This window comes from Thalassobius sp. Cn5-15 (assembly GCF_022347685.1).
GTDB lineage: Bacteria > Pseudomonadota > Alphaproteobacteria > Rhodobacterales > Rhodobacteraceae > Thalassobius.
The window spans coordinates 184,516-203,177 of record NZ_JAKRGF010000002.1; the positions used below are offsets into that span (position 1 = coordinate 184,516).

Annotated in this window: 20 protein-coding genes and 1 riboswitch; of the genes, 12 read left to right on the forward strand and 8 right to left on the reverse strand. The window is 59.7% G+C overall.

Features of this window, described 5'->3' with window-relative positions; genetic code table 11:
- Positions 1–90 precede the first annotated feature (90 nt).
- Complete coding sequence (locus MHM86_RS06740) at positions 91–498, forward strand: group III truncated hemoglobin (protein WP_239197290.1); 408 nt, start codon at positions 91–93, stop codon at positions 496–498.
- Here the strand turns inward: MHM86_RS06740 and MHM86_RS06745 are convergent.
- Both MHM86_RS06745 and MHM86_RS06750 read right to left on the reverse strand, forming a co-directional pair.
- Positions 495–1,538 (reverse strand): YcjF family protein, encoded by a 1,044-nt coding sequence (locus MHM86_RS06745; RefSeq protein ID WP_239197292.1) that lies wholly within the window; start codon positions 1,536–1,538, stop codon positions 495–497. The two genes, MHM86_RS06740 and MHM86_RS06745, sit on opposite strands and share 4 nt — an antisense overlap.
- Positions 1,538–2,956: a YcjX family protein gene (locus MHM86_RS06750; RefSeq protein ID WP_239197748.1), complete on the reverse strand. Its 1,419-nt coding sequence runs from the start codon at positions 2,954–2,956 to the stop codon at positions 1,538–1,540. Before MHM86_RS06750 ends, MHM86_RS06745 begins: the two co-directional genes overlap by 1 nt.
- A 184-nt stretch (positions 2,957–3,140) precedes the next feature.
- On the opposite strand from MHM86_RS06750, the gene truA reads away from it, so the two are divergent.
- Together truA and MHM86_RS06760 are read left to right on the forward strand one after the other, a co-directional pair.
- Positions 3,141–3,929 carry a tRNA pseudouridine(38-40) synthase TruA gene (truA, locus tag MHM86_RS06755; protein ID WP_239197294.1) on the forward strand — a complete coding sequence of 263 codons (789 nt, stop codon included), beginning with the start codon at positions 3,141–3,143 and terminating at the stop codon, positions 3,927–3,929.
- Between the two features lie 72 nt (positions 3,930–4,001).
- The gene (locus MHM86_RS06760) at positions 4,002–4,694 is read left to right on the forward strand and encodes a metal-dependent hydrolase (protein ID WP_239197296.1); all 693 of its coding nucleotides are present in this window, start codon (positions 4,002–4,004) and stop codon (positions 4,692–4,694) included.
- A 69-nt stretch (positions 4,695–4,763) separates the two neighbouring features.
- Here the strand turns inward: MHM86_RS06760 and MHM86_RS06765 are convergent, their stop codons facing one another.
- A complete protein-coding gene (locus MHM86_RS06765; RefSeq protein ID WP_239197298.1) occupies positions 4,764–5,213 on the reverse strand; it encodes a nucleoside deaminase in 450 nt (149 codons plus the stop codon).
- Between the two features lie 97 nt (positions 5,214–5,310).
- Here MHM86_RS06765 and MHM86_RS06770 point away from each other — a divergent pair, with 97 nt between their 5' ends.
- The 6 genes from MHM86_RS06770 (at position 5,311) to MHM86_RS06795 (ending at position 11,626) form a co-directional block, all read left to right on the forward strand.
- Positions 5,311–6,507 (forward strand): pseudouridine synthase, encoded by a 1,197-nt coding sequence (locus MHM86_RS06770; protein WP_239197300.1) that lies wholly within the window; start codon positions 5,311–5,313, stop codon positions 6,505–6,507.
- Positions 6,508–6,728: 221 nt separating this feature from the next.
- Positions 6,729–7,631 (forward strand): 5-bromo-4-chloroindolyl phosphate hydrolysis family protein, encoded by a 903-nt coding sequence (locus tag MHM86_RS06775; protein ID WP_239197302.1) that lies wholly within the window; start codon positions 6,729–6,731, stop codon positions 7,629–7,631.
- Positions 7,632–7,695: 64 nt separating this feature from the next.
- On the forward strand, positions 7,696–8,889 hold the full coding sequence (locus MHM86_RS06780; protein WP_239197304.1) for a toxic anion resistance protein: 1,194 nt from the start codon (positions 7,696–7,698) through the stop codon (positions 8,887–8,889).
- Positions 8,890–8,894: 5 nt separating this feature from the next.
- Entirely contained in the window at positions 8,895–9,872 is a 978-nt protein-coding gene (locus tag MHM86_RS06785; RefSeq protein ID WP_239197306.1) for a DUF2927 domain-containing protein, read from the forward strand.
- Positions 9,873–9,940: 68 nt separating this feature from the next.
- The gene (locus MHM86_RS06790) at positions 9,941–11,104 is read left to right on the forward strand and encodes an SPFH domain-containing protein (protein WP_239197308.1); all 1,164 of its coding nucleotides are present in this window, start codon (positions 9,941–9,943) and stop codon (positions 11,102–11,104) included.
- A gap of 6 nt (positions 11,105–11,110) precedes the next feature.
- Positions 11,111–11,626: a DinB family protein gene (locus tag MHM86_RS06795; RefSeq protein WP_255723085.1), complete on the forward strand. Its 516-nt coding sequence runs from the start codon at positions 11,111–11,113 to the stop codon at positions 11,624–11,626.
- A gap of 61 nt (positions 11,627–11,687) precedes the next feature.
- Here MHM86_RS06795 and MHM86_RS06800 read toward each other — a convergent pair whose 3' ends face one another.
- Positions 11,688–12,104 carry an Lrp/AsnC family transcriptional regulator gene (locus tag MHM86_RS06800; RefSeq protein ID WP_239197312.1) on the reverse strand — a complete coding sequence of 139 codons (417 nt, stop codon included), beginning with the start codon at positions 12,102–12,104 and terminating at the stop codon, positions 11,688–11,690.
- Between the two features lie 119 nt (positions 12,105–12,223).
- Between MHM86_RS06800 and MHM86_RS06805 the strand changes: the two genes are divergently transcribed.
- Positions 12,224–12,535: a cupin gene (locus MHM86_RS06805; RefSeq protein ID WP_239197314.1), complete on the forward strand. Its 312-nt coding sequence runs from the start codon at positions 12,224–12,226 to the stop codon at positions 12,533–12,535.
- Positions 12,536–12,613: 78 nt separating this feature from the next.
- Here MHM86_RS06805 and MHM86_RS06810 read toward each other — a convergent pair whose 3' ends face one another.
- The 3 genes from MHM86_RS06810 to MHM86_RS06820 form a co-directional block, all read right to left on the reverse strand.
- The gene (locus MHM86_RS06810; protein WP_239197316.1) at positions 12,614–12,991 is read right to left on the reverse strand and encodes a hypothetical protein; all 378 of its coding nucleotides are present in this window, start codon (positions 12,989–12,991) and stop codon (positions 12,614–12,616) included.
- A gap of 388 nt (positions 12,992–13,379) precedes the next feature.
- Positions 13,380–13,757: a hypothetical protein gene (locus tag MHM86_RS06815; RefSeq protein ID WP_239197318.1), complete on the reverse strand. Its 378-nt coding sequence runs from the start codon at positions 13,755–13,757 to the stop codon at positions 13,380–13,382.
- Between the two features lie 434 nt (positions 13,758–14,191).
- Positions 14,192–14,614 carry a CZB domain-containing protein gene (locus tag MHM86_RS06820; RefSeq protein ID WP_239197320.1) on the reverse strand — a complete coding sequence of 141 codons (423 nt, stop codon included), beginning with the start codon at positions 14,612–14,614 and terminating at the stop codon, positions 14,192–14,194.
- Positions 14,615–14,749: 135 nt separating this feature from the next.
- Here MHM86_RS06820 and MHM86_RS06825 point away from each other — a divergent pair, with 135 nt between their 5' ends.
- Both MHM86_RS06825 and dtd read left to right on the forward strand, forming a co-directional pair.
- A complete protein-coding gene (locus tag MHM86_RS06825) occupies positions 14,750–15,856 on the forward strand; it encodes a TFIIB-type zinc finger domain-containing protein (RefSeq protein ID WP_239197322.1) in 1,107 nt (368 codons plus the stop codon).
- Between the two features lie 122 nt (positions 15,857–15,978).
- Complete coding sequence (gene dtd, locus MHM86_RS06830) at positions 15,979–16,425, forward strand: D-aminoacyl-tRNA deacylase (protein WP_239197324.1); 447 nt, start codon at positions 15,979–15,981, stop codon at positions 16,423–16,425.
- A gap of 70 nt (positions 16,426–16,495) precedes the next feature.
- On the opposite strand, the gene thiC is transcribed toward dtd, so the two are convergent.
- Positions 16,496–18,337 (reverse strand): phosphomethylpyrimidine synthase ThiC, encoded by a 1,842-nt coding sequence (thiC, locus tag MHM86_RS06835; protein ID WP_239197326.1) that lies wholly within the window; start codon positions 18,335–18,337, stop codon positions 16,496–16,498.
- A 105-nt stretch (positions 18,338–18,442) separates the two neighbouring features.
- Positions 18,443–18,573: riboswitch (TPP riboswitch) on the reverse strand.
- Positions 18,574–18,662: the final 89 nt, after the last annotated feature.

Below are 18,662 nucleotides of genomic sequence, written 5' to 3' on the forward strand. Positions count from 1 at the left end.
TTTCTGTCGGAAACCGCCACCCCTGCGACACCCCCACCCCTTGTCTGCAAGGGCGCAGCGACATATCCCTGAAAATGAAAGGATTTTCCCATGACCGCCCAGCCGCCGCGTTTTGACATCACCCGCAAAGAGATCGAGCACGTTGTCGCCACTTTCTACGCGGCGATCCGTGAACATCCCGGATTGGGACCGGTCTTTGCTGCGCATATCAGTGACTGGCCACCGCATGAGGCAAAGGTTGCCGCCTTCTGGGCCAATGCGATTCTCAATGAACGCTGCTATGATGGGAATCCTCTGTTGGTGCATCGGCAGGCAGGCAATGTGCATCCCGGTATGTTTGAAACATGGCTGGGACTGTTCGACCGCGTACTGACCCGTGAGCTACACCCTGATCAAGCGGCCGCTTGGTCCGCGCTGGCCCATCGCATCGGCCGATCCCTGCGCGCTGGTGTGGTGGAAAAGGTGAAGAACAGCGACGGCATCCCCATGCTGCGTTAATCCGCCCCTTTGTCCCCCTTGCCAAACATTCCGCCGAGGGCAGCGCCCGCCATCTGGCTGACGCTGGGACGTTTGCGTTGGGCGTAGGGGAGCGGACGACAGACCTCCATTGCGGCGACACCAACACGCACGGTCAGGGCGCCATTGATCAGACCTTCGCCGAAACGGCGCGATAGCTTACTCATCACACTTCCCCCCAGCATGGATCCCAGCAGATCATCGCCAACCGCCACCGCACCAGTGGCGACCAGATGGGTGATCACCGAACGAAACAGTCGCCAACTGCCAAGAGTGCCCGCACGCCCACCATAGATTTCCGCCACACGGCGGATCATCCGCAGGTTGGCCGTCAGTGCTGTCAAAACATCCGCCAGCGCCAATGGCACCAGCGCCGTCACCGTCGCCACCTGACGTGCGGCGACCTGCACCTCTGCCTGCGCCTGCAGGTCAAGCGGTGATAGCAGCTCCTGCTCTGCCAGACCGATCAGCGCGTCGGCGTCAAACTGTTCGCCTGCACGTTCTTCAAACCGCTGCCGCCCCCACGCTAAGTCCGCACGATTTCGATAAAGCCGCAGCAAGGACGCTGTCACCTTCCGCGATTCTGCCAGATCGTGATCGGCCAGTGCGGCGCTTGCCCTGCGCTGCAGGGCGCTGACACGGGACAGACGGGACAGAGCTGCCAGTTCGCCGATTACGGCAAAGACCACCGCAACGATCACCCCAACCCCAAGTATGGCCAGCGCATAGCCCAACAGCGGTACACGCATGATCATACCTGCCACGGCATCATAGGCTGCAATCAACGCCAAAGTGCCGAGGAAAGACAGCGCCAGCCCGAGGATCCAGCGCCCCAGACGTGATCCTTTACTGCTGCCACTCCGCGTTACGGCACGTTGCAGGCCGGTCTGGGCACTGGCCGGATCTGCCGCTGGATCCGGCCCAAAATCTGGAACTGGTGGCGCCTGATCAGGGCGCTCCAATGTCACCTCATCTGACAGCTCAATCAGCACAGGGCCTTTCGTTGCCTTCGCCTCATCCATCACAACACATCCCCGATCAAAAACTGCGCCGCGCGGTCCAGCCGGATATGCGGCGGCCCCGCCCCCGGCCGCAGTTCAAGTGGCGCAGGTGCGAAACACATCACTGCGTAATCCTGATCCAGCCACTGCGTCTCCCCCTGCCGTGCCGGTGCAAGCAGCTGCGCGGGATCTTCCGGCAACGCCCCGGGATAGAAAGCAGCCCGCTTGCCGCTATCCAGCAGGATGCCCTGAACACAGTCCACCTCGCGCCCCTCATACGGCAGCCGTGCCTCTGACGTGGTGCGCAGTGCCGCCAGTGCCATCGCCTGCGTCTTGGCCCCCGCGAAATCCGCACGGTCACGGGCATCACGCAGCAACGCCTCGGTGATCGCTGCCAGCTGCGGATGCTGGTTGTGATGCAAATGGTCGGCCTTCGTCGCGGCAAACAGGATCTTCTCAACCCGTTTACCGCCTAAGATACGCGTCAAGAAGGCGCTGCGTCCGGGGCGAAAGGCGGCAAGAATGTCAGCCATAGACTGACGCAGATCCTCCACCGCAGCAGGACCGTGATGCAAAGCGCCCAGCGCATCCACCAGCACCACCTGACGGTCAATGTGGGCAAAATGATTGCGAAAAAACGGTTTCACAACCTGCGCTTTATATGCCTCATACCGACGCGCCATTTCACGGCCCAATGTGCCGCGACCTGCACCTGCAGCGCCATCCGGCAGCGGGGCGAAGCTGAGAACGGGGGAGCCTGCCAGATCACCAGGCAGCAGGAACCGCCCCGGCGTGCAATCCGAATACCCTGCCGCGCGGGCCGCGTTCAAATAGGCGGTGAAGGATTTTGCCAGCGCCTGCGCGGTGCCCTCTTCCAGCTTTGCCTCGAAATCAACACCCCGCAGATCCTCCAGAAAACCCACCGCCTCCTCACGCGCCTGCAGGCGGGTCAAGATATGATCACACCAGTCAGCATAGCTTTTGTCCAACAGCGCCAGATCCAACAACCATTCGCCGGGGTAATCCACAATATCCAGATGCACCGTGCGCATGCCCCGCACGCCGGACAACAGGCCAGCAGGACGCAGCCGCAGTGACAGGCGTAACTCGCTGATCCCGCGGGTGTTGTCAGGCCAATGCGGGTCGGGGCCGGTGAGGGCGGCAAGGTTTTCCTCAAACGCAAAGCGCGGCACGGTGTCGTCTGGTTGCGGCTGCAAGAAGGCGGTGGCGATACGGCCCTCTGCCTCGGCCAGCAGTTGCGGCATGCGTCCACGATCTTTGAGGTTGGCGACCAGCGAGGTGATGAACACCGTCTTACCCGCCCGCGCCAATCCGGTGACGCCCAGACGGATCACCGGCTCAAACAGCGCCTCATTAACGCTGTCAGTCACGGTTTCCAATTGACGGCTGACCGCCTCTGCCACGGATGAGATGATCACGTACTCTCTGCCCTCTAACCCCTCTTGTCCATTCAACATAGGCACGCGCCTGCTGCGATAAAAGCACCGTACGCAGGGGTTTGCGGGGAAAGCCTGCCAGAACTCCCCCTAAAATCACACCTACCCGTCCGGCACCCGTCCCGTGCCCCTTCCCATGTCGTGCAATTTCCGCTACGCCCCCGCCATGCCCAGATTTGCCCTTCTTGTTGAATACCACGGCGCGCCCTTTGCAGGCTGGCAGCGTCAGGCCGATCAGCCTTCTGTACAGGGCGCGATTGAGGCTGCGCTGGCGAAGCTGGAACCGGGCGCGCACACCATCGCCGCCGCAGGGCGCACCGATGCAGGCGTGCATGCGCTGGCACAGGTGGCTCATTGCGATCTGCAAAAGGATTGGGACCCCTTCCGCCTGTCAGAGGCACTGAACTACCATCTGAAACCATCACCCGTCGCAATCACCCGCGCGGCCCGCGTCAATGATGACTGGCACGCACGGTTTTCGGCGCATGAGCGGCGCTATGTCTTTCGTCTGTTGATGCGCCGTGCACCTGCGACCCATGATGCGGGGCTGGTTTGGCAAATCTCTCACCAACTGGATGCAGGAGCGATGCGCGAGGCCGCAACACACCTGATCGGGCTGCATGATTTCACCACCTTCCGATCCTCAATCTGTCAGGCGGCCAGTCCAGTAAAGACGTTGGATGAGCTAACGATTACCGAGGTTGATGGCTTGTCAGGGCGCGAGTTGCGGTTTTTCCTGCGGGCGCGCAGTTTCCTGCACAACCAAGTGCGCAGCTTCGTCGGTACGCTGGAGCGTGTGGGCGCTGGCGCGTGGGAGCCCGACCGCGTGCGCGACGCGCTGGCGGCCTGTGATCGCGCCGCCTGCGGGCCAGTCTGCCCACCGCAGGGCCTGTATCTGGCCGGTGTCGGCTATGAGGACGATCCGTTTTCAACTGCGGCATCGCCGCAGGGCTAACCCTGCCCTCGCCTTTCGGGGACCCCGTGCTAAGCTACACGCAAAACGCGCAGCACGTAGAGGAGACACCCTATGAAACTCATCTGGCTTGGCCATGCCAGTTTCCGCCTGGAAATCGGCGATCAAATCCTGCTGATCGACCCGTGGTTCACCGGCAACCCGATGTTTCCCGAAGATCAGAAAGACGCCGCAACCGACGGCGCGACCGCGATTCTGCTGACGCACGGGCATGGCGATCATTCCGCCGATACTGTGGCACTGGCCAAGGCGCTGTCTGTTCCAGTCGTGGGAATTTACGATCTGATGTCGTTCTGGGAGGCAAGCGAAGGCATCGCAACCATCGGCTTCAACAAGGGCGGCACGGTGCAGATCGGCGATGTGGCGATCACAATGGTGAACGCAGTGCATTCCTCATCGCTCGGCTCTGACAGCGGGCCGATCTATGCGGGGGCAGAGGCGGGATATATGATCGCAGGCGAAGGCCACACGATCTATGTCTCAGGCGACACGGATGTGATGGCGGATATGCAGATCTTTAACGATTTGCACCAGCCGGATATTGGCATTCTGGCCGCGGGTGGTCATTTCACTATGGATATGAAACGCGCGGCCTATGCGGCCAAGACCTTCTTTGACTTCAAAACGGTGATCCCGTGTCATTACCGCACCTTCCCGATCCTGGAACAATCCGCCGAAGCACTGGCCGAAGCCTTGCCGGAGGTGAATGTGATAGAACCAGAGGTGATGCAGCCGATCGAGCTGTAATCTGCGAGAGCGGATCCTCCGGCGCCAGAAAACCCAACTGATTTTGACGTCAAAATCCACGCATGCGCATTAACGGCGGGCGGCGAAAAAATCCCTCAGCAAAGCCTCCGCCGGGGCCGCGCTGAGCCCATCGTAAACCTCTGGCACATGATGGCACTGGCTGTGGCTGAAAATACGGGGGCCTTGCGCCACGCCACCGCTTTTGGGATCAGACGCGCCATAATAAAGCCGTGCAATCCTTGCGGCGGAAATCACCGTGGCGCACATCGGGCACGGCTCTAACGTTACATATAGGTCATGGCCCGGCAGCCGTTCACTGCCCAGCGCCTCACAGGCGGCGCGGATGACCAGCACCTCCGCATGAGCTGTGGGATCTGACAACTCGCGCGTGCGATTTCCAGCGCGGGCCACCACCTCACCCGCAGGCGACACCAGAACAGCGCCCACCGGCACCTCCCCTCGGGCGGCCGCAGCCTGCGCTTCCTCCAGCGCCTGATCCATGTATGTGCGAAAAACCATGCCCTTGGTGTGCCCGTAGATCAGCGCTTTCGCAATGGGCAAATTTGGGTTAGGTCTGACGCCTCTTTTCTGCTGTTTGCCACAAAGGCCGCCCCCCATGTCTGACAAAGCCCCCGAAACCACCCCAGCCGGGGATCGCATTGCCAAGGTGATTGCGCGGGCTGGCGTTGCCTCGCGCCGTGAGGCGGAGAAGCTGATTGAAACCGGACAGGTCAGTGTGAACGGTAAGGTGATCACCTCGCCCGCGCTGAACGTCACCGGCAAGGACCGCATCGTTGTGAAGGGCCGCGCCTTGCAGGCGCCGGAACCGGCGCGGATGTGGCTGTATCACAAACCCACGGGTCTGGTGACCAGCCACAAGGACGAACAGGACCGCGAAACCATCTTTGACACCCTGCCCGAGGATATGCCGCGGGTGATGTCGGTGGGACGCCTCGACCTCAACTCAGAAGGGCTGCTGCTGCTGACAAACGATGGCGGCATAAAACGGCAGTTGGAACTGCCTTCCACCGGGTGGCTGCGTAAATATCGCGTGCGGGTGAAGGGGGCCGTGGATGACGCCAAACTGGCCCCGCTGCGCAAGGGCGTCACCGTAGATGGTGAGAAATTCCAGCCGATGGAGGTCACATTTGACCGCCAGCAAGGCGCCAACGCATGGGTCACCATTGGCCTGCGCGAGGGCAAGAACCGCGAAATTCGCCGCGCGATGGAAAGCATCGGGTTAAGCGTGAACCGCCTGATCCGTGTGTCCTATGGCCCCTTCCAACTGGGCACCCTGAAACAGGGTGAGGTTGAGGAAATCCGCCGCAAAGTGATCCGCGATCAACTGGGGTTGAGCGCGGAGGATTTCGCCGACCCAGAGGCCACCCCCGGCCAAAAGGTACGCCGCCCGCTGCGCAAACCAAAATCCAAAGGCAGTTTTGGCGGCCCCGGCCAGCCCGGCCGCCCGCGTGAAGAGGACCAGAAAGCGCCCCGTGGAGCAGGCGGCAAAGGCCGCGATGCCCGCGCCAAGGGCTATGGCAAGTCGCGTGATGAGGATCGCAGCGACGAACGCCGTGGCGGCAAATTCGGCGGCAAACCTACGGGCAAGCCCTCTGGGAAATCCTTCGGAAAATCCTCCGCAGGGCCGCGTGGCGATCGCACTGATCGCCCTGCCCGTGATGACGCCCCTCGTGGCCGCAGAGGCGCGATGGACACCAGCCAGTCGCTGCGCCGTGGTAAAGCTGGCGGCAGGGCAAGTGGCAAACCAGCGAGCCGGTCAGGTGCTCCACAGGGTGGCAAACCCCGCCGCTGATCCCAAGAGAGCAGCGCAAACCCGCACGCCACAACGGTTTTGCGCCGATCCGGCAAATCTTCCCCCTAGCGAAACTGGGGCAGACACCTTAGGTTTTATCCCAACGGCAAGCCCGCCTTGCATTTTGATAAGAGCCTTTGAATGTCTGCGACCGGATTACAGAAACTGGCCTATGCGCTGCTGATCCTTCTGATGTGTTACACCATCTGGGGGGGCGCATAATGGCACAGAAATTTGGCGGCAAATACAGCCCCGACAGTGGTCAGACATCGACCCCGAATACGCCCCCGCCCCCATCCGCAGGGTCACAGGAATTTCGTGGTGCGGTGCGCAGCCGGGTCGGACTACGCTCTAACCTATTGTTCCTGTTGCCGATGCCGCTGATCCTAAAGGCGTTTCGCGCCGAGCCTTTGATCATGGCCCAATACCTCTTTGCACTGGGGGTCTTGATCCTTGCCGCGTGGCTGACCCGCGAAGGTCTGCGCGCTGAAGAGGCCTATGAGGCCCGCAAGATTGCCCGCCGCCCCGCCATGCCGCGCAAGATAATCGGCGCGATCAGCCTTGGTCTTGGTCTTGGTTTGGTGGGAATCGCTGGCTTTGGCCCTATTGAAGCGGGCATCTTTGCAGTGCTGGGCACAGTGTTGCATCTCATGGCCTTTGGCCTTGATCCGCTGAAGGACAAGGGGATGGAGGGGATCGATACCTTCCAGACCGACCGCGTTGCCCGCGCGGTGGAAGAGGCGGAGGCCTATCTGGCGGAAATGCGAGATGCAATGGCGCGCGCCGGGGACCGCCAGGCCAGCCGCCAGTTGCAGTCCTTTGAAAAAACTGCCCGCGATCTTTTCCGCAAGGTCGAGGAGGATCCGCGTGATCTGACCGCAGCACGCAAGTACCTCAGCGTTTATCTGATGGGTGCGCGCGACGCGACGGTGCGATTTGCCGACATCTACAGCCGCAGTGGCGACGATCAGGCGCGCGACGACTACATGGCGTTGCTCAGCGATCTTGAGCAGAACTTCGCCGCCCGCACCGAAAAATTCTTGCTGGAAGACCGCAGCGACCTCACCATCGAAATTGAGGTGCTCCGCGACCGGCTGAAACGCGAAGGCCTCACTGTTGAGTGAGTGTTAACATCCTATTCTGCGGCCCCGCCGCCTGCCTATTTTTCCCAGTTTGAAAGGGACCAAAATGTCTACGACCATTCAACAAAAAGCCCAAGCCGCATTGGCAGAAGTGGAACAAGTCACCGCCGCCATCCTGCCCGCCCCCAGCACCGATGTGGTGCCGCTGGAGGCCGCAGATGACAGCGCCAGCGCTGAAATCCGCACCCGGATGGCGGAACTGGACATGGAAGACAGCGGGTCGATCATCGGTTTCGGGTCCAAGGCGCAGGCGGAATTGCAGAGCATTTCTCAGGCTATGCTGACCGATGTGCGCAACAAAGATCTGGGTCCGGCAGGTGATTCCCTGCGCGATATCGTGACCACTATCCGCGGTTTTTCCATGTCCGAACTGGACACCCGCCGCAAGCGCAGCTTCTGGGAAAAGATCATCGGTCGCGCCGCGCCTTTTGCCAAATTCACCGCGCGCTTTGAAACCGTGCAGGGTCAGATCGACATGATCACCGACAACCTGCTGAAGCATGAGCATACGTTGCTGAAGGATATCAAATCCCTCGACATGCTTTATGAAAAGACGTTGGAATTTTACGACGAACTGGCGCTCTATATCGCCGCAGGTGAGGCCAAGATTGCCGAACTGGACGCCACCGTGATCCCCGCCAAAGAGGCAGAAGTGCACACCGCGGATGAAGAAGCGCAGGTGATGAAGGCGCAGGAACTGCGCGATCTGCGCGCCGCACGTGATGATCTGGAACGCCGCGTGCACGACCTGAAACTGACCCGTCAGGTGACCATGCAATCTCTGCCCTCGATCCGTTTGGTGCAGGAAAATGACAAATCGCTGGTGGGCAAGATCAACTCCACCCTCGTGAACACCGTGCCGCTGTGGGAAACCCAGCTGGCCCAAGCCCTGACCATCCAGCGCAGCGCCGAAGCGGCAAACGCCGTGCGCGACGCCAACGACCTAACGAACGAACTGCTGACCGCCAATGCCGCGAATCTGCGTGAAAACAACAAGGTGATCCGTCAGGAAATGGAGCGCGGCGTCTTTGATATTGAGGCGGTAAAACAAGCCAACGCCGATCTGATCGCCACGATCAACGAAAGCCTTGAAATCGCAGACGAAGGCAAAGCCAAACGTGCCGCCGCCGAAGCCGACCTGACACAGATGGAAGCTGACCTGCGCGACACGCTGGCCGCTGCCAAGGCGCGCCAGGACGGGGTGGGCGACACCATCGCCACCTCCGCCGGAGCGGAGTAACCAGAATGAGGCCACACGCCCACCAAGCACGCCCGAAGGCCGCGCTAAATCTGAGCGCGGCCCTTGGCGTTCTGGGACTGGTTGCGGCCTGCACCCCCTTGAACGTGTCCCCCGCCCCCGTGGCCCCGCCGAAGGCGCGCGTCGCGCCTCAGCCAGAGGTGATCCCTGCATCCGCCCCTGCGCAGACCTTGGCGCGCTATTATGCCACGCTACAGGCGGATCAATTGGTACAGGGCCTGTTGCGCACCGACGGCGGCGGCATTGATACACCCTATACCGCCCGCCAGCTGGCCGAAAATTACGAGGCGATCGCCTTCTATCAGGAATACCAGAACGGCAGCTGGCAACGGCAGGCAGACGCCACCCCATCGCAACTGCGCCGCTGGGCGGATCCAATTGGGGTGAACGTAGAATTCGGCCGCTCTGTCCCGCTGGAACAGCGGCAGCTTGATCGCACCAACACACGTCTGTTTACGCAACGCCTCAGCCGCATCACTCGCCACCCGATGTCGATGGCCCCCGCCGCCCGCGCCAATTTCCATGTGTTTTTCACCGGCTATGACGATCAGGCCCAATTGATGACCCGACTACGGCAGGTCCTGCCCGGTGCGGATCCGACATCTCTGCGCCTTGTGGCGACGATGCCGCGCTCGACGCATTGCCTGATGCTCAGCTTCGGCGGTCCGCGTCAGCCCCAGGAAATCACCCGAACCGTTGTGGTGATCCGCGCCGAACATCCTGACATCCTGCGCAAATCCTGCATCCACGAGGAAATGGCCCAAGGCATGGGATTGATCAACGACAGCCCCCGCGCGCGACCTTCTATCTTTAATGACGACGACGAATTTGCCTTTCTGACCAGTCACGACGAGCGGTTGCTTGCGATGCACTATGACCGCCGGCTGCGCATCGGAATGCCACTGCCAGAGGCCCGCCCGATCGTGCGCCAACTGGCCGCTGAACAGATGGGCGCGCAGATCTGAACACATCTGACGGCTGCGCCATGCTCGCGCCGCCGTACTAAATTTCACCGCCCACGAAGGAGGGTTTCATGGGTATTTTCGACTTCCTCACTGGGGAATTCATCGACGTTATTCACTGGGTTGATGACAGTCGCGACACATTGGTCTGGCGTTTTGAGCGCGAGGGCCATGAAATCAAATATGGCGCCAAACTGACTGTGCGCGAGAGCCAAGCGGCAGTCTTTGTGCACGAAGGCCAGCTGGCCGATGTGTTCAGCCCTGGGCTCTATATGCTTGAAACCAACAACATGCCGCTGATGACGACGCTGCAGCACTGGGACCACGGGTTCAAAAGCCCGTTCAAGTCTGAAATATACTTCGTCAACACCAACCGGTTTACCAATCTGAAATGGGGCACCAAAAACCCCATCATGCTGCGCGATCCCGAATTTGGCCCGACCCGCATCCGTGCCTTTGGCACCTACACAATCAAAGTGTCTGACCCCGCATTGTTCCTGACAGAGATTGTCGGAACCGATGGCGAGTTCACGATGGATGAGGTCAGCTTCCAGATCCGCAACATCATCGTACAGGAATTTTCCCGAGCTATTGCCGCTGCGGGCATTCCGGTGCTGGATATGGCCGCCAATACGGCCGAAGTTGGCAAGCTGATCGCGCAGGCCATCGATCCGGTTCTGGCGGGGTATGGCCTGTCCATTCCGGAACTTTACATCGAAAACATCTCCCTGCCGCCCGCAGTGGAAAAGGCGCTGGACGCCCGTACATCCCGCGGCATTGCCGGAAACCTCGACGACCACATGAAATGGAAAGCCGCCGAGGCAATGGGCAATGGCGGCGCACTGGATCAATCCATGGGGGCCGGCATGGGAATGGGCATGGGCCTGCAGATGGCCCAAGCCATGGGCGCTCAGATGTCTCAACCGCAGCGCAGACCTCAAACTGGATCCCAGGCCGGACCATGGGGGGGCGCAGCAGCACAGGCAGCCCCTGCCGCTATGGCTCCACCGCCCCCGCCCCCTGTGGAGCACGTCTGGCACATCGCTGAAAACGGCCAGACCAAAGGCCCCTTTTCCAAGGCCCAGATGGGCCGCATGGCCCAAACGGGTGAACTAAAGCGTGAGACCCACGTCTGGACGCCCGGTCAGGACGGCTGGAAAACCGCAGATGAGGTGGCCGAACTGGCGCAGTTGTTCACCGTGATGCCGCCCCCACCCCCGCCGCCGGGTATGTAAGGTAATATGCCAAACCAAGCCTACGTTCAGACCATGGCCAGATATAACCTCTGGCAAAACGAAAACCTGATCACCGCCGCTGATACCCTGTCAGCGGCGGAGCGTCTGCAGGATCGTGGCGCCTTCTTCGGATCGATCAACGCGACGTTTTCGCATCTCTATTGGGGCGACATGATTTGGCTCAGCCGGTTTGCCGGTACACCAGCGCCGACGACTGGCATCCCTCAGTCAACGGGCTTTGCCGATGACTGGCAGGCGTTCAAAACAGACAGAAAGGCTTTCGATCTGCGCATCCTCAAATGGGCACACGAGGTTACGCCAGACTGGTTTCAAGGCGACCTCAGCTGGTTTTCCGGTGCCATCGGACAGGATGTGACCAAGCCGAAAACGACCCTGGCAATGCAGCTCTTTAACCACCAGACCCATCACCGTGGCCAGATCCACGCGATGCTAACCGCCGCAGGTGCGCGTCCGCAGGATACAGATCTGCCATTCATGCCGAATGAATATCTGACCATGTAAACGCACCACATCTAGGGACGCGGTATAAACTGTCAGCCTTGCCCGCTGCCCCCCCCCGCTGCTACCTCACTGTCTTCAAAACAATATGTGACGTACTCCTGACGACCAGATCACTCTGCCCGATACGGTCATTCAACGTCGTCAGCGCGGCCACATTCGGCACCGCGCAACGCACCAGAGCATCGACATCCCCAGACAATGACAGCACCTCCTGTACCCCAGTCAGCGACGACAGCCAGTCCAAGGCAGGTGCACAGGGCCGCACTGCTATTGTCACAAACAAGACCGCGCGGATAAGACTGCCGTCCTCCTGTGACACAATCGCGCGATAGCCTTCGATGACACCGGCAGCTTCCAGACGCGTCACACGGTCCTGCACTGCTGTGCGCGACAAGCCAATCTGGCGTCCAACTTCTGCAGCGCTGGTCCGACCATTTCCTTCTAGAATTGCCACAATGCGTTTGTCGGTCTGATCCACGTTCATTTCCTTCGATTGGCAGGGGGATGCCGTCGGTGCGCAACTCCCGCGCGTAGCGCCAGCTAGGTAATATAGCCGGTGACACGACACATCATATCGCGACCAATGACGAGGGAAATATGCAAAAGATCACCGCCAAAGACTTCACCGGCCAAAACGCCTGGGACGCTTTGGACATCGCCCAGATTGAGGGTGCAACTGTGCGCCTGCATTGGACCGACGCCCCCTACAAGTGGCATGTAAACGATGGGGCCGAGGTCTTCGTCGTGCTGGATGGTGCGGTCGATATGCACGTGCGCGACGACGGCGTCGAAAACGTACTGCGACTGGAATGCGGGGACATTTTTCATGCCAAGGACGGGGATGAGCACGTCGCCTACCCTGACGGTGTTGCGCGCGCATTGGTTATTGAAAAGACTGGCAGTGTGTGACGCCAGTTGAGCAAAACAAAAGCGCCCTCCGATCCGGGGGCGCTTTTCGGTTGAGAGAGCCGAGTAAGTTTGTGGCGTTTACGAAATCTCAACTTTCCAGTGCGACAGTGCCTTGGTCAGAGCCGCAGCTGCGTCGGCGTAGTAGCCAGTGGCCAGTTCATCAATCGCCGCGTCGAAATTGCCGGTGGCGATCAGCGCAGCCACACCGCAGGCGGCGTCGTGCAGGTCAATGTGCAGCGCGTCAACTTCTTTGGCGCGGGTGATCATCTGTGCGTTGTCTTTCAGGAAGGAGATCAGTTTACCCAGACCACATTTCTCGGCGTTCTTATAGGCGCGCACCGGCAGGCTGCGGTTGCCGTCGATGGCAGCGGCGCGCAGCTGATGACCCAGAACGTAATGTGCAACGATGCTGTTGTTGATGATCTCAGCGGTGTTCAGAACGGTCATCTGGGTCATGGTGTTTCTCTTTCTCGTTTGTCGCTTATGCGATTGTGTGCTCGTGCTCTCTACAAACGAATATAGATATCCGCCTTTATCGCCTCAATTGAGATAAAGTATGGTCCGCCCTCTCGATGGTCCTAAGGCGCATAGGCCGTTCCGGCGGGGACGGCGCGGCCTTTTGCCGGATGGTGCTAAAATGCGCCCTCTCGAACCGCTGGCACGGACCTAGAAAGGATATAGTCGCGATATATCCTTCGGGAGGTAGAAGGCAGGGAAAATGGGTGGGGGGCGGAGGCCAACAGGCAGATAATCTACGCCCCCACACTCCACAAAAAGGCGCACACAAAAAGGCGCCCCGGTGGGTCCGAGGCGCCATAAGAGCAATCGTTACCGTACTAAAGCGTTAGACGGTTTCCATTTTCCAATATGACAGCGCCTTGGTCAGAGCAGAGGCCGCTGTGGCGTAATAGCCGGTGGCCAGTTCATCAATCGCCTCGTCAAAGTGACCAGTGGCGATCAGCGCGGCCACGCCACAGGCGGCGTCGTGCAAATCAAGATGCAGTGCGTCGACTTCTTTGGAACGGTCGGTCATCTGGTCGTTTTCCTTCAGAAAGGCGATCAGTTTGCCCAGACCACATTTCTGCGAATTTCTATAAGCGCGCACCGGCAGGGCCCGGTTTTCCTCATAGGCGGCGGCGCGCAGCTGATGGCCCAGAACGAAGTGAGCAACGATCGCGTTGTTAATGATCTCGCAAGTGTTGGTGACTGTCTTCTGGGTCATGACGTATCTCTCTCTTGGTTGATCGCGTAATGCGAATGGTTGCTCTCAATAACTACAAACGACAGTATCACCCCCCATTTTAGGAAGATAATGAGAATAAGTATGACAGGCGCTCTCAATGGTCCTAGCCGGACTAGGACTTTGGTCCTAGTGATCCGGCTTTGGTCATAAAAAGTGGCGCTCTTTCAGAAGATTGCAGCATTTTTCATGCCAACTCTGCCCGACTGACCTGCTCTCAATTTGCGTCCTGTGCCCACCTGCACTCTGACTTTCCTGTCCTCTAAGGACGGATTGAATTGTGGCATCTTTGTGGCGGACACGAGACCATTTGTGGCCGCTCATATCGCCATAGAAAAAGGCGGCGTCCCCCCGGATCGCCGCCTTCGTCAAGCAGTCAGTTGTCTGCCCGCCCCTCGCCCCTGAGGGAGCACAGTTTAGGCCGCCAGATCACGCACCTGCCAGCGCACCAGCGCCTGATTCAGTGCGGCGCTGATCTGCGGGAAAGCGCCAGTCGACATCGCTGCGCGGGCCTCATCGTGTTTGCCTTGTTTCACCATGAACGCCACCTCGGCCGCAGCGATATGCAGGTCCGCGTGCAGGCGGCGTACCTCTGCCAGATATTCAGACTGTTGCAGAGACAGCGGCAGGTCCATCAGGAAACGGCCAAATTCGCTGACCTCAGCCATGCGCAGCTCTTCAATGGTGACATGGGTGTTCTTGCGGGCTACGGCGCGGATCATGCGCTGTTTCCACGCGCCATGCGCTTTCAGCGCGCTTTGCAGTGCAACGTCCAGCCCCAGCAGGGTGGCAGGGGTGGCGTTCTGGTTTGCTGCGGTCGCGGTCATGTTGGCAGTCATGGCGATGTCCTTCGGCTAAGGTGCTATCTTTTTCTGTGCGTTCAGATGTCAAAACGACATAGCCTCTCCCCTTTTTAGAAAAAAGATGAGAAAAAGTTTGGGTCGCCACCCACAAAAGTATGGGACGCCTATTTCATGATGGATAACACATTGTCACAACACCATTTTCCCTGTGATCTCTGCGGGGCGGATTTCCGCTTTGACCCAACGAAAGGCCAACTGATTTGCGATCATTGCGGCAATGAGGGCGAAGTTCGGCAGAAAAACCCATGGGCCGGCGGTATCCGCGAACTGGATTTTCAACAAGCGTTGGAGAATTTGCTGCCTGCACAAGCGATGGAGGAAACACGCGTTAGCGAATGCCCCAGCTGCGGCGCGCAAGTGGAAATGGATGGTGCCACTCATGCAGCAGAATGCCCTTTCTGTGCGACGCCCGTGGTGACCGGCACCGGCACACACCGCCACATCAAACCGCGCGGCGTCCTGCCCTTTGCCCTGCAGGAACGCGATGCGCATGAGGCGATGAGCGCTTGGCTGGGCCGCCTGTGGTTTGCGCCGAACGGTTTGCAGGACTACGCTCGCAAGGGCCGCAAGATGGAAGGCATTTATGTCCCCTACTGGACCTTTGATGCCCAGACAGACAGCCGCTATCGCGGTCAGCGTGGCACGGTTTACTATGAAACCCGCAGCGTCATGCGCGATGGCGAGATGAAGCAGGAACGGGTGCAAAAAATCCGCTGGCGCAATGTGTCAGGCCGTGTGGCGCGATTCTTTGATGATGTGCTGGTGCTGGCATCAAACGCGCTGCCGAAACGCTACACCGATGCGTTGGAGCCGTGGGACTTAGCCGCGATGGAGCCTTATCAACCTGAATACCTCGCCGGTTTTCGGGCAGAGGCTTACACGGTTGAGTTGACCGATGGCTTTAACGAGGCGCGCGAGCATATGGATCAGGTGATCCGCCGCGACGTGCGTTTCGACATCGGCGGGGATCGCCAACGTATCAGCGACGTGGAAACAGCGATCCGTGACGTGACCTTCAAACATGTTCTGCTGCCGGTCTGGGTCGCAGCCTATAAATATCGCGGTGAGAGCTACCGGTTTGTGGTCAACGGTCGCACCGGTCGTGTTCAGGGCGAACGCCCGTGGTCGAAATGGAAGATCGCGCTGGCAGCGCTTGCCGGTCTGATTGTGGCGGGTGGCATCGGCTATGCCATTGCGGTGAGCGAGGGCAAACTGTGACACAGTTGATCTCGTCGCGACCGTCGCAATCAACGCCTGTTACGGCTTGATCAGACTTGCACAGGGCCGCGTTCTACGGCCTTTGTGGGACCACGAGTAAAACACCCGAAAGGAAGTCGCCCATGCGCGCCCTGTTGCAACGTATTTCGCATGCCTCTGTCACAGTAGATGGCGAGAAAATCGGTCAGTCCGGTCCCGGCCTGTTGATCCTGATCTGCGCCATGCAGGGCGATACAGAGGCGCAGGCCGACTATCTGGCGGTCAAGATCGCCAAGCAGCGCATCTTCAAGGATGAAGCGGGCAAGATGAACAAATCCGTGCGTGACATCGACGGTTCCGCCCTTGTGGTGTCGCAGTTCACGCTGGCGGCTGACACCTCGCGCGGCAACCGCCCCGGCTTTTCAACCGCCGCACGACCAGAAGAGGGCAAGGCGCTTTATGAATACTTCGCTGCGAAACTGGCAGCTGAAGGCGTGCCGGTAGAGACGGGCGAATTCGGCGCCGACATGCAGGTCGAACTGCTAAACGATGGCCCGGTGACCATCTGGATGGACACCGACGCAGGCTAAGGCCGCAGGTGCAGAACACTGTGGGCGGGGCGCGATGCACGCCCCGTCCTTTTGTTGGCGTGGGGTCGGATTACTCCGCCGGTTCCACCTGATCAGCAGGGATATACAATTCGCCGCCCTGTTGGAACTTCGCCGCCATTTTAGCAAACCCATCGGCCTTCTCTGCCTCGGCACGGATGTCGTGGGAAATCCGCATCGAACAGAATTTCGGCCCGCACATGGAACAGAAATGCGCCACTTTGTGGGCCTCTTTCGGCATGGTTTCATCGTGGAAATCACGCGCGGTTTCAGGGTCCAGTGACAGGTTGAACTGATCCTCCCAACGGAATTCAAACCGTGCACGGCTGATCGCATCGTCCCGGTCCTGCGCGCCCGGATGGCCTTTGGCCAGATCCGCCGCATGGGCGGCCAGTTTATAGGTGATCACGCCGGTTTTCACGTCATCACGATCCGGCAAGCCAAGGTGTTCCTTGGGCGTCACGTAACACAGCATCGCACAGCCGTACCACCCGATCATCGCCGCCCCAATGGCGCTGGTGATATGATCATACCCCGGTGCGATATCGGTGGTCAGCGGGCCAAGCGTGTAAAACGGTGCCTCATGGCAATGTTCCAGCTGTTTATCCATATTGGCCTTGATCTTGTGCATGGCAACGTGGCCTGGCCCTTCGATAAACACCTGACAGTCACGGGCCCAAGCGATTTTGGTCAGCTCGCCCAGCGTCTCAAGCTCTGCAAACTGCGCCTCATCATTGGCATCCGCGATAGAGCCAGGACGCAAACCATCGCCCAGCGAGAAGGACACGTCATAGCGACGGCAAATCTCGCAGATCTCTTCAAAGTGTTCATAGAGGAAACTTTCGCGGTGGTGATGCAGGCACCATTTCGCCATGATCGATCCACCGCGCGACACGATGCCGGTGACCCGTTTGGCGGTCATCGGCACCATATGCAGGCGCACACCAGCATGGATGGTGAAATAATCAACGCCCTGTTCCGCCTGTTCGATCAAGGTGTCGCGGAACACCTCCCACGTCAGATCCTCGGCAATGCCGTTCACCTTTTCCAGCGCCTGATAAAGCGGCACGGTGCCGATTGGCACGGGGCTGTTGCGGATGATCCAGTCGCGGATGTTGTGGATGTTGCGGCCCGTGGACAGGTCCATCACCGTGTCCGCCCCCCAGCGGGTGGCCCAGACCATTTTGTCCACCTCTTCCTCCATCGAGGAGGTGACAGCAGAGTTGCCGATATTGGCGTTGATTTTGACCAAAAAGTTGCGGCCAATGATCATCGGTTCCAGCTCGCGGTGGTTGATGTTCGCGGGAATGACAGCGCGGCCTTGGGCAATTTCCTGACGGACAAATTCCGGCGTCACCAGATCGGGAATAGATGCCCCAAAGTCATGACCGTCGCGCTCCTTTTCCCATGCCTTGATCCGACCGTTATTTTCCCGGATGGCCACGAACTCCATTTCCGGCGTGATGATACCAGCGCGGGCATAGGCCAGCTGCGTGACCGCCTTGTCACCGACCGCGCGCAGCGGGGCGCGTTGCTGTGGGAAGGCAGGGACCAGCTTGTCACCCTTGGCAAAGCCATTGTCGGCGTCGGTAACAGCGCGTCCCTCGTAGGTTTCGACATCACCGCGCTCTTGCAGCCATGTGCCACGGTTGTCGGCCAGACCTTCGCGAATATTAATCTCTGCCGCCGGATCGGTATAGGGGCCGGAGCTGTCATAGACTGTGACCGGTGCCTCATCGCCGCCCACATGGATCTGGCGCATCGGCACACGCAGGTTTTGGTGCGTCTGGCCGTGGACGTAGATTTTATAGGATGCGGGCAACGGGCCAGTGGTGATTTTGGCGGCTGTTTGCTCCACTGCGGTGTCTGCGGTGGTTTTGGTTTCAGTGCTCATGGCGTCTCCTCAAGCGATAATCTCGAAAAGACCCAAGCCGAACGATGAGGCAGAAAGAGACCGCACGGATCCCATGAACAGGGCCCATATGCGGCCCAAAGGACGCACTGCGCCCCTTGGTCTCCCTACGCCAGTGTCAACTGGGTCAGGTTCTAAGGGTCGCGTCGCCGGTGCAAGGTTGCCCCTGCCCCTGTCAGCCTCTCAGTCTCCTTGGTGAGACTCCCCCGACGGAGGCAGTGATGCGACGTTGGGTCATCCATGTCAACCGCAATGTCCGGCTGCATACGCAGCCCTTGCATCCGGTGTCTGGCGGATGGCATCAAAC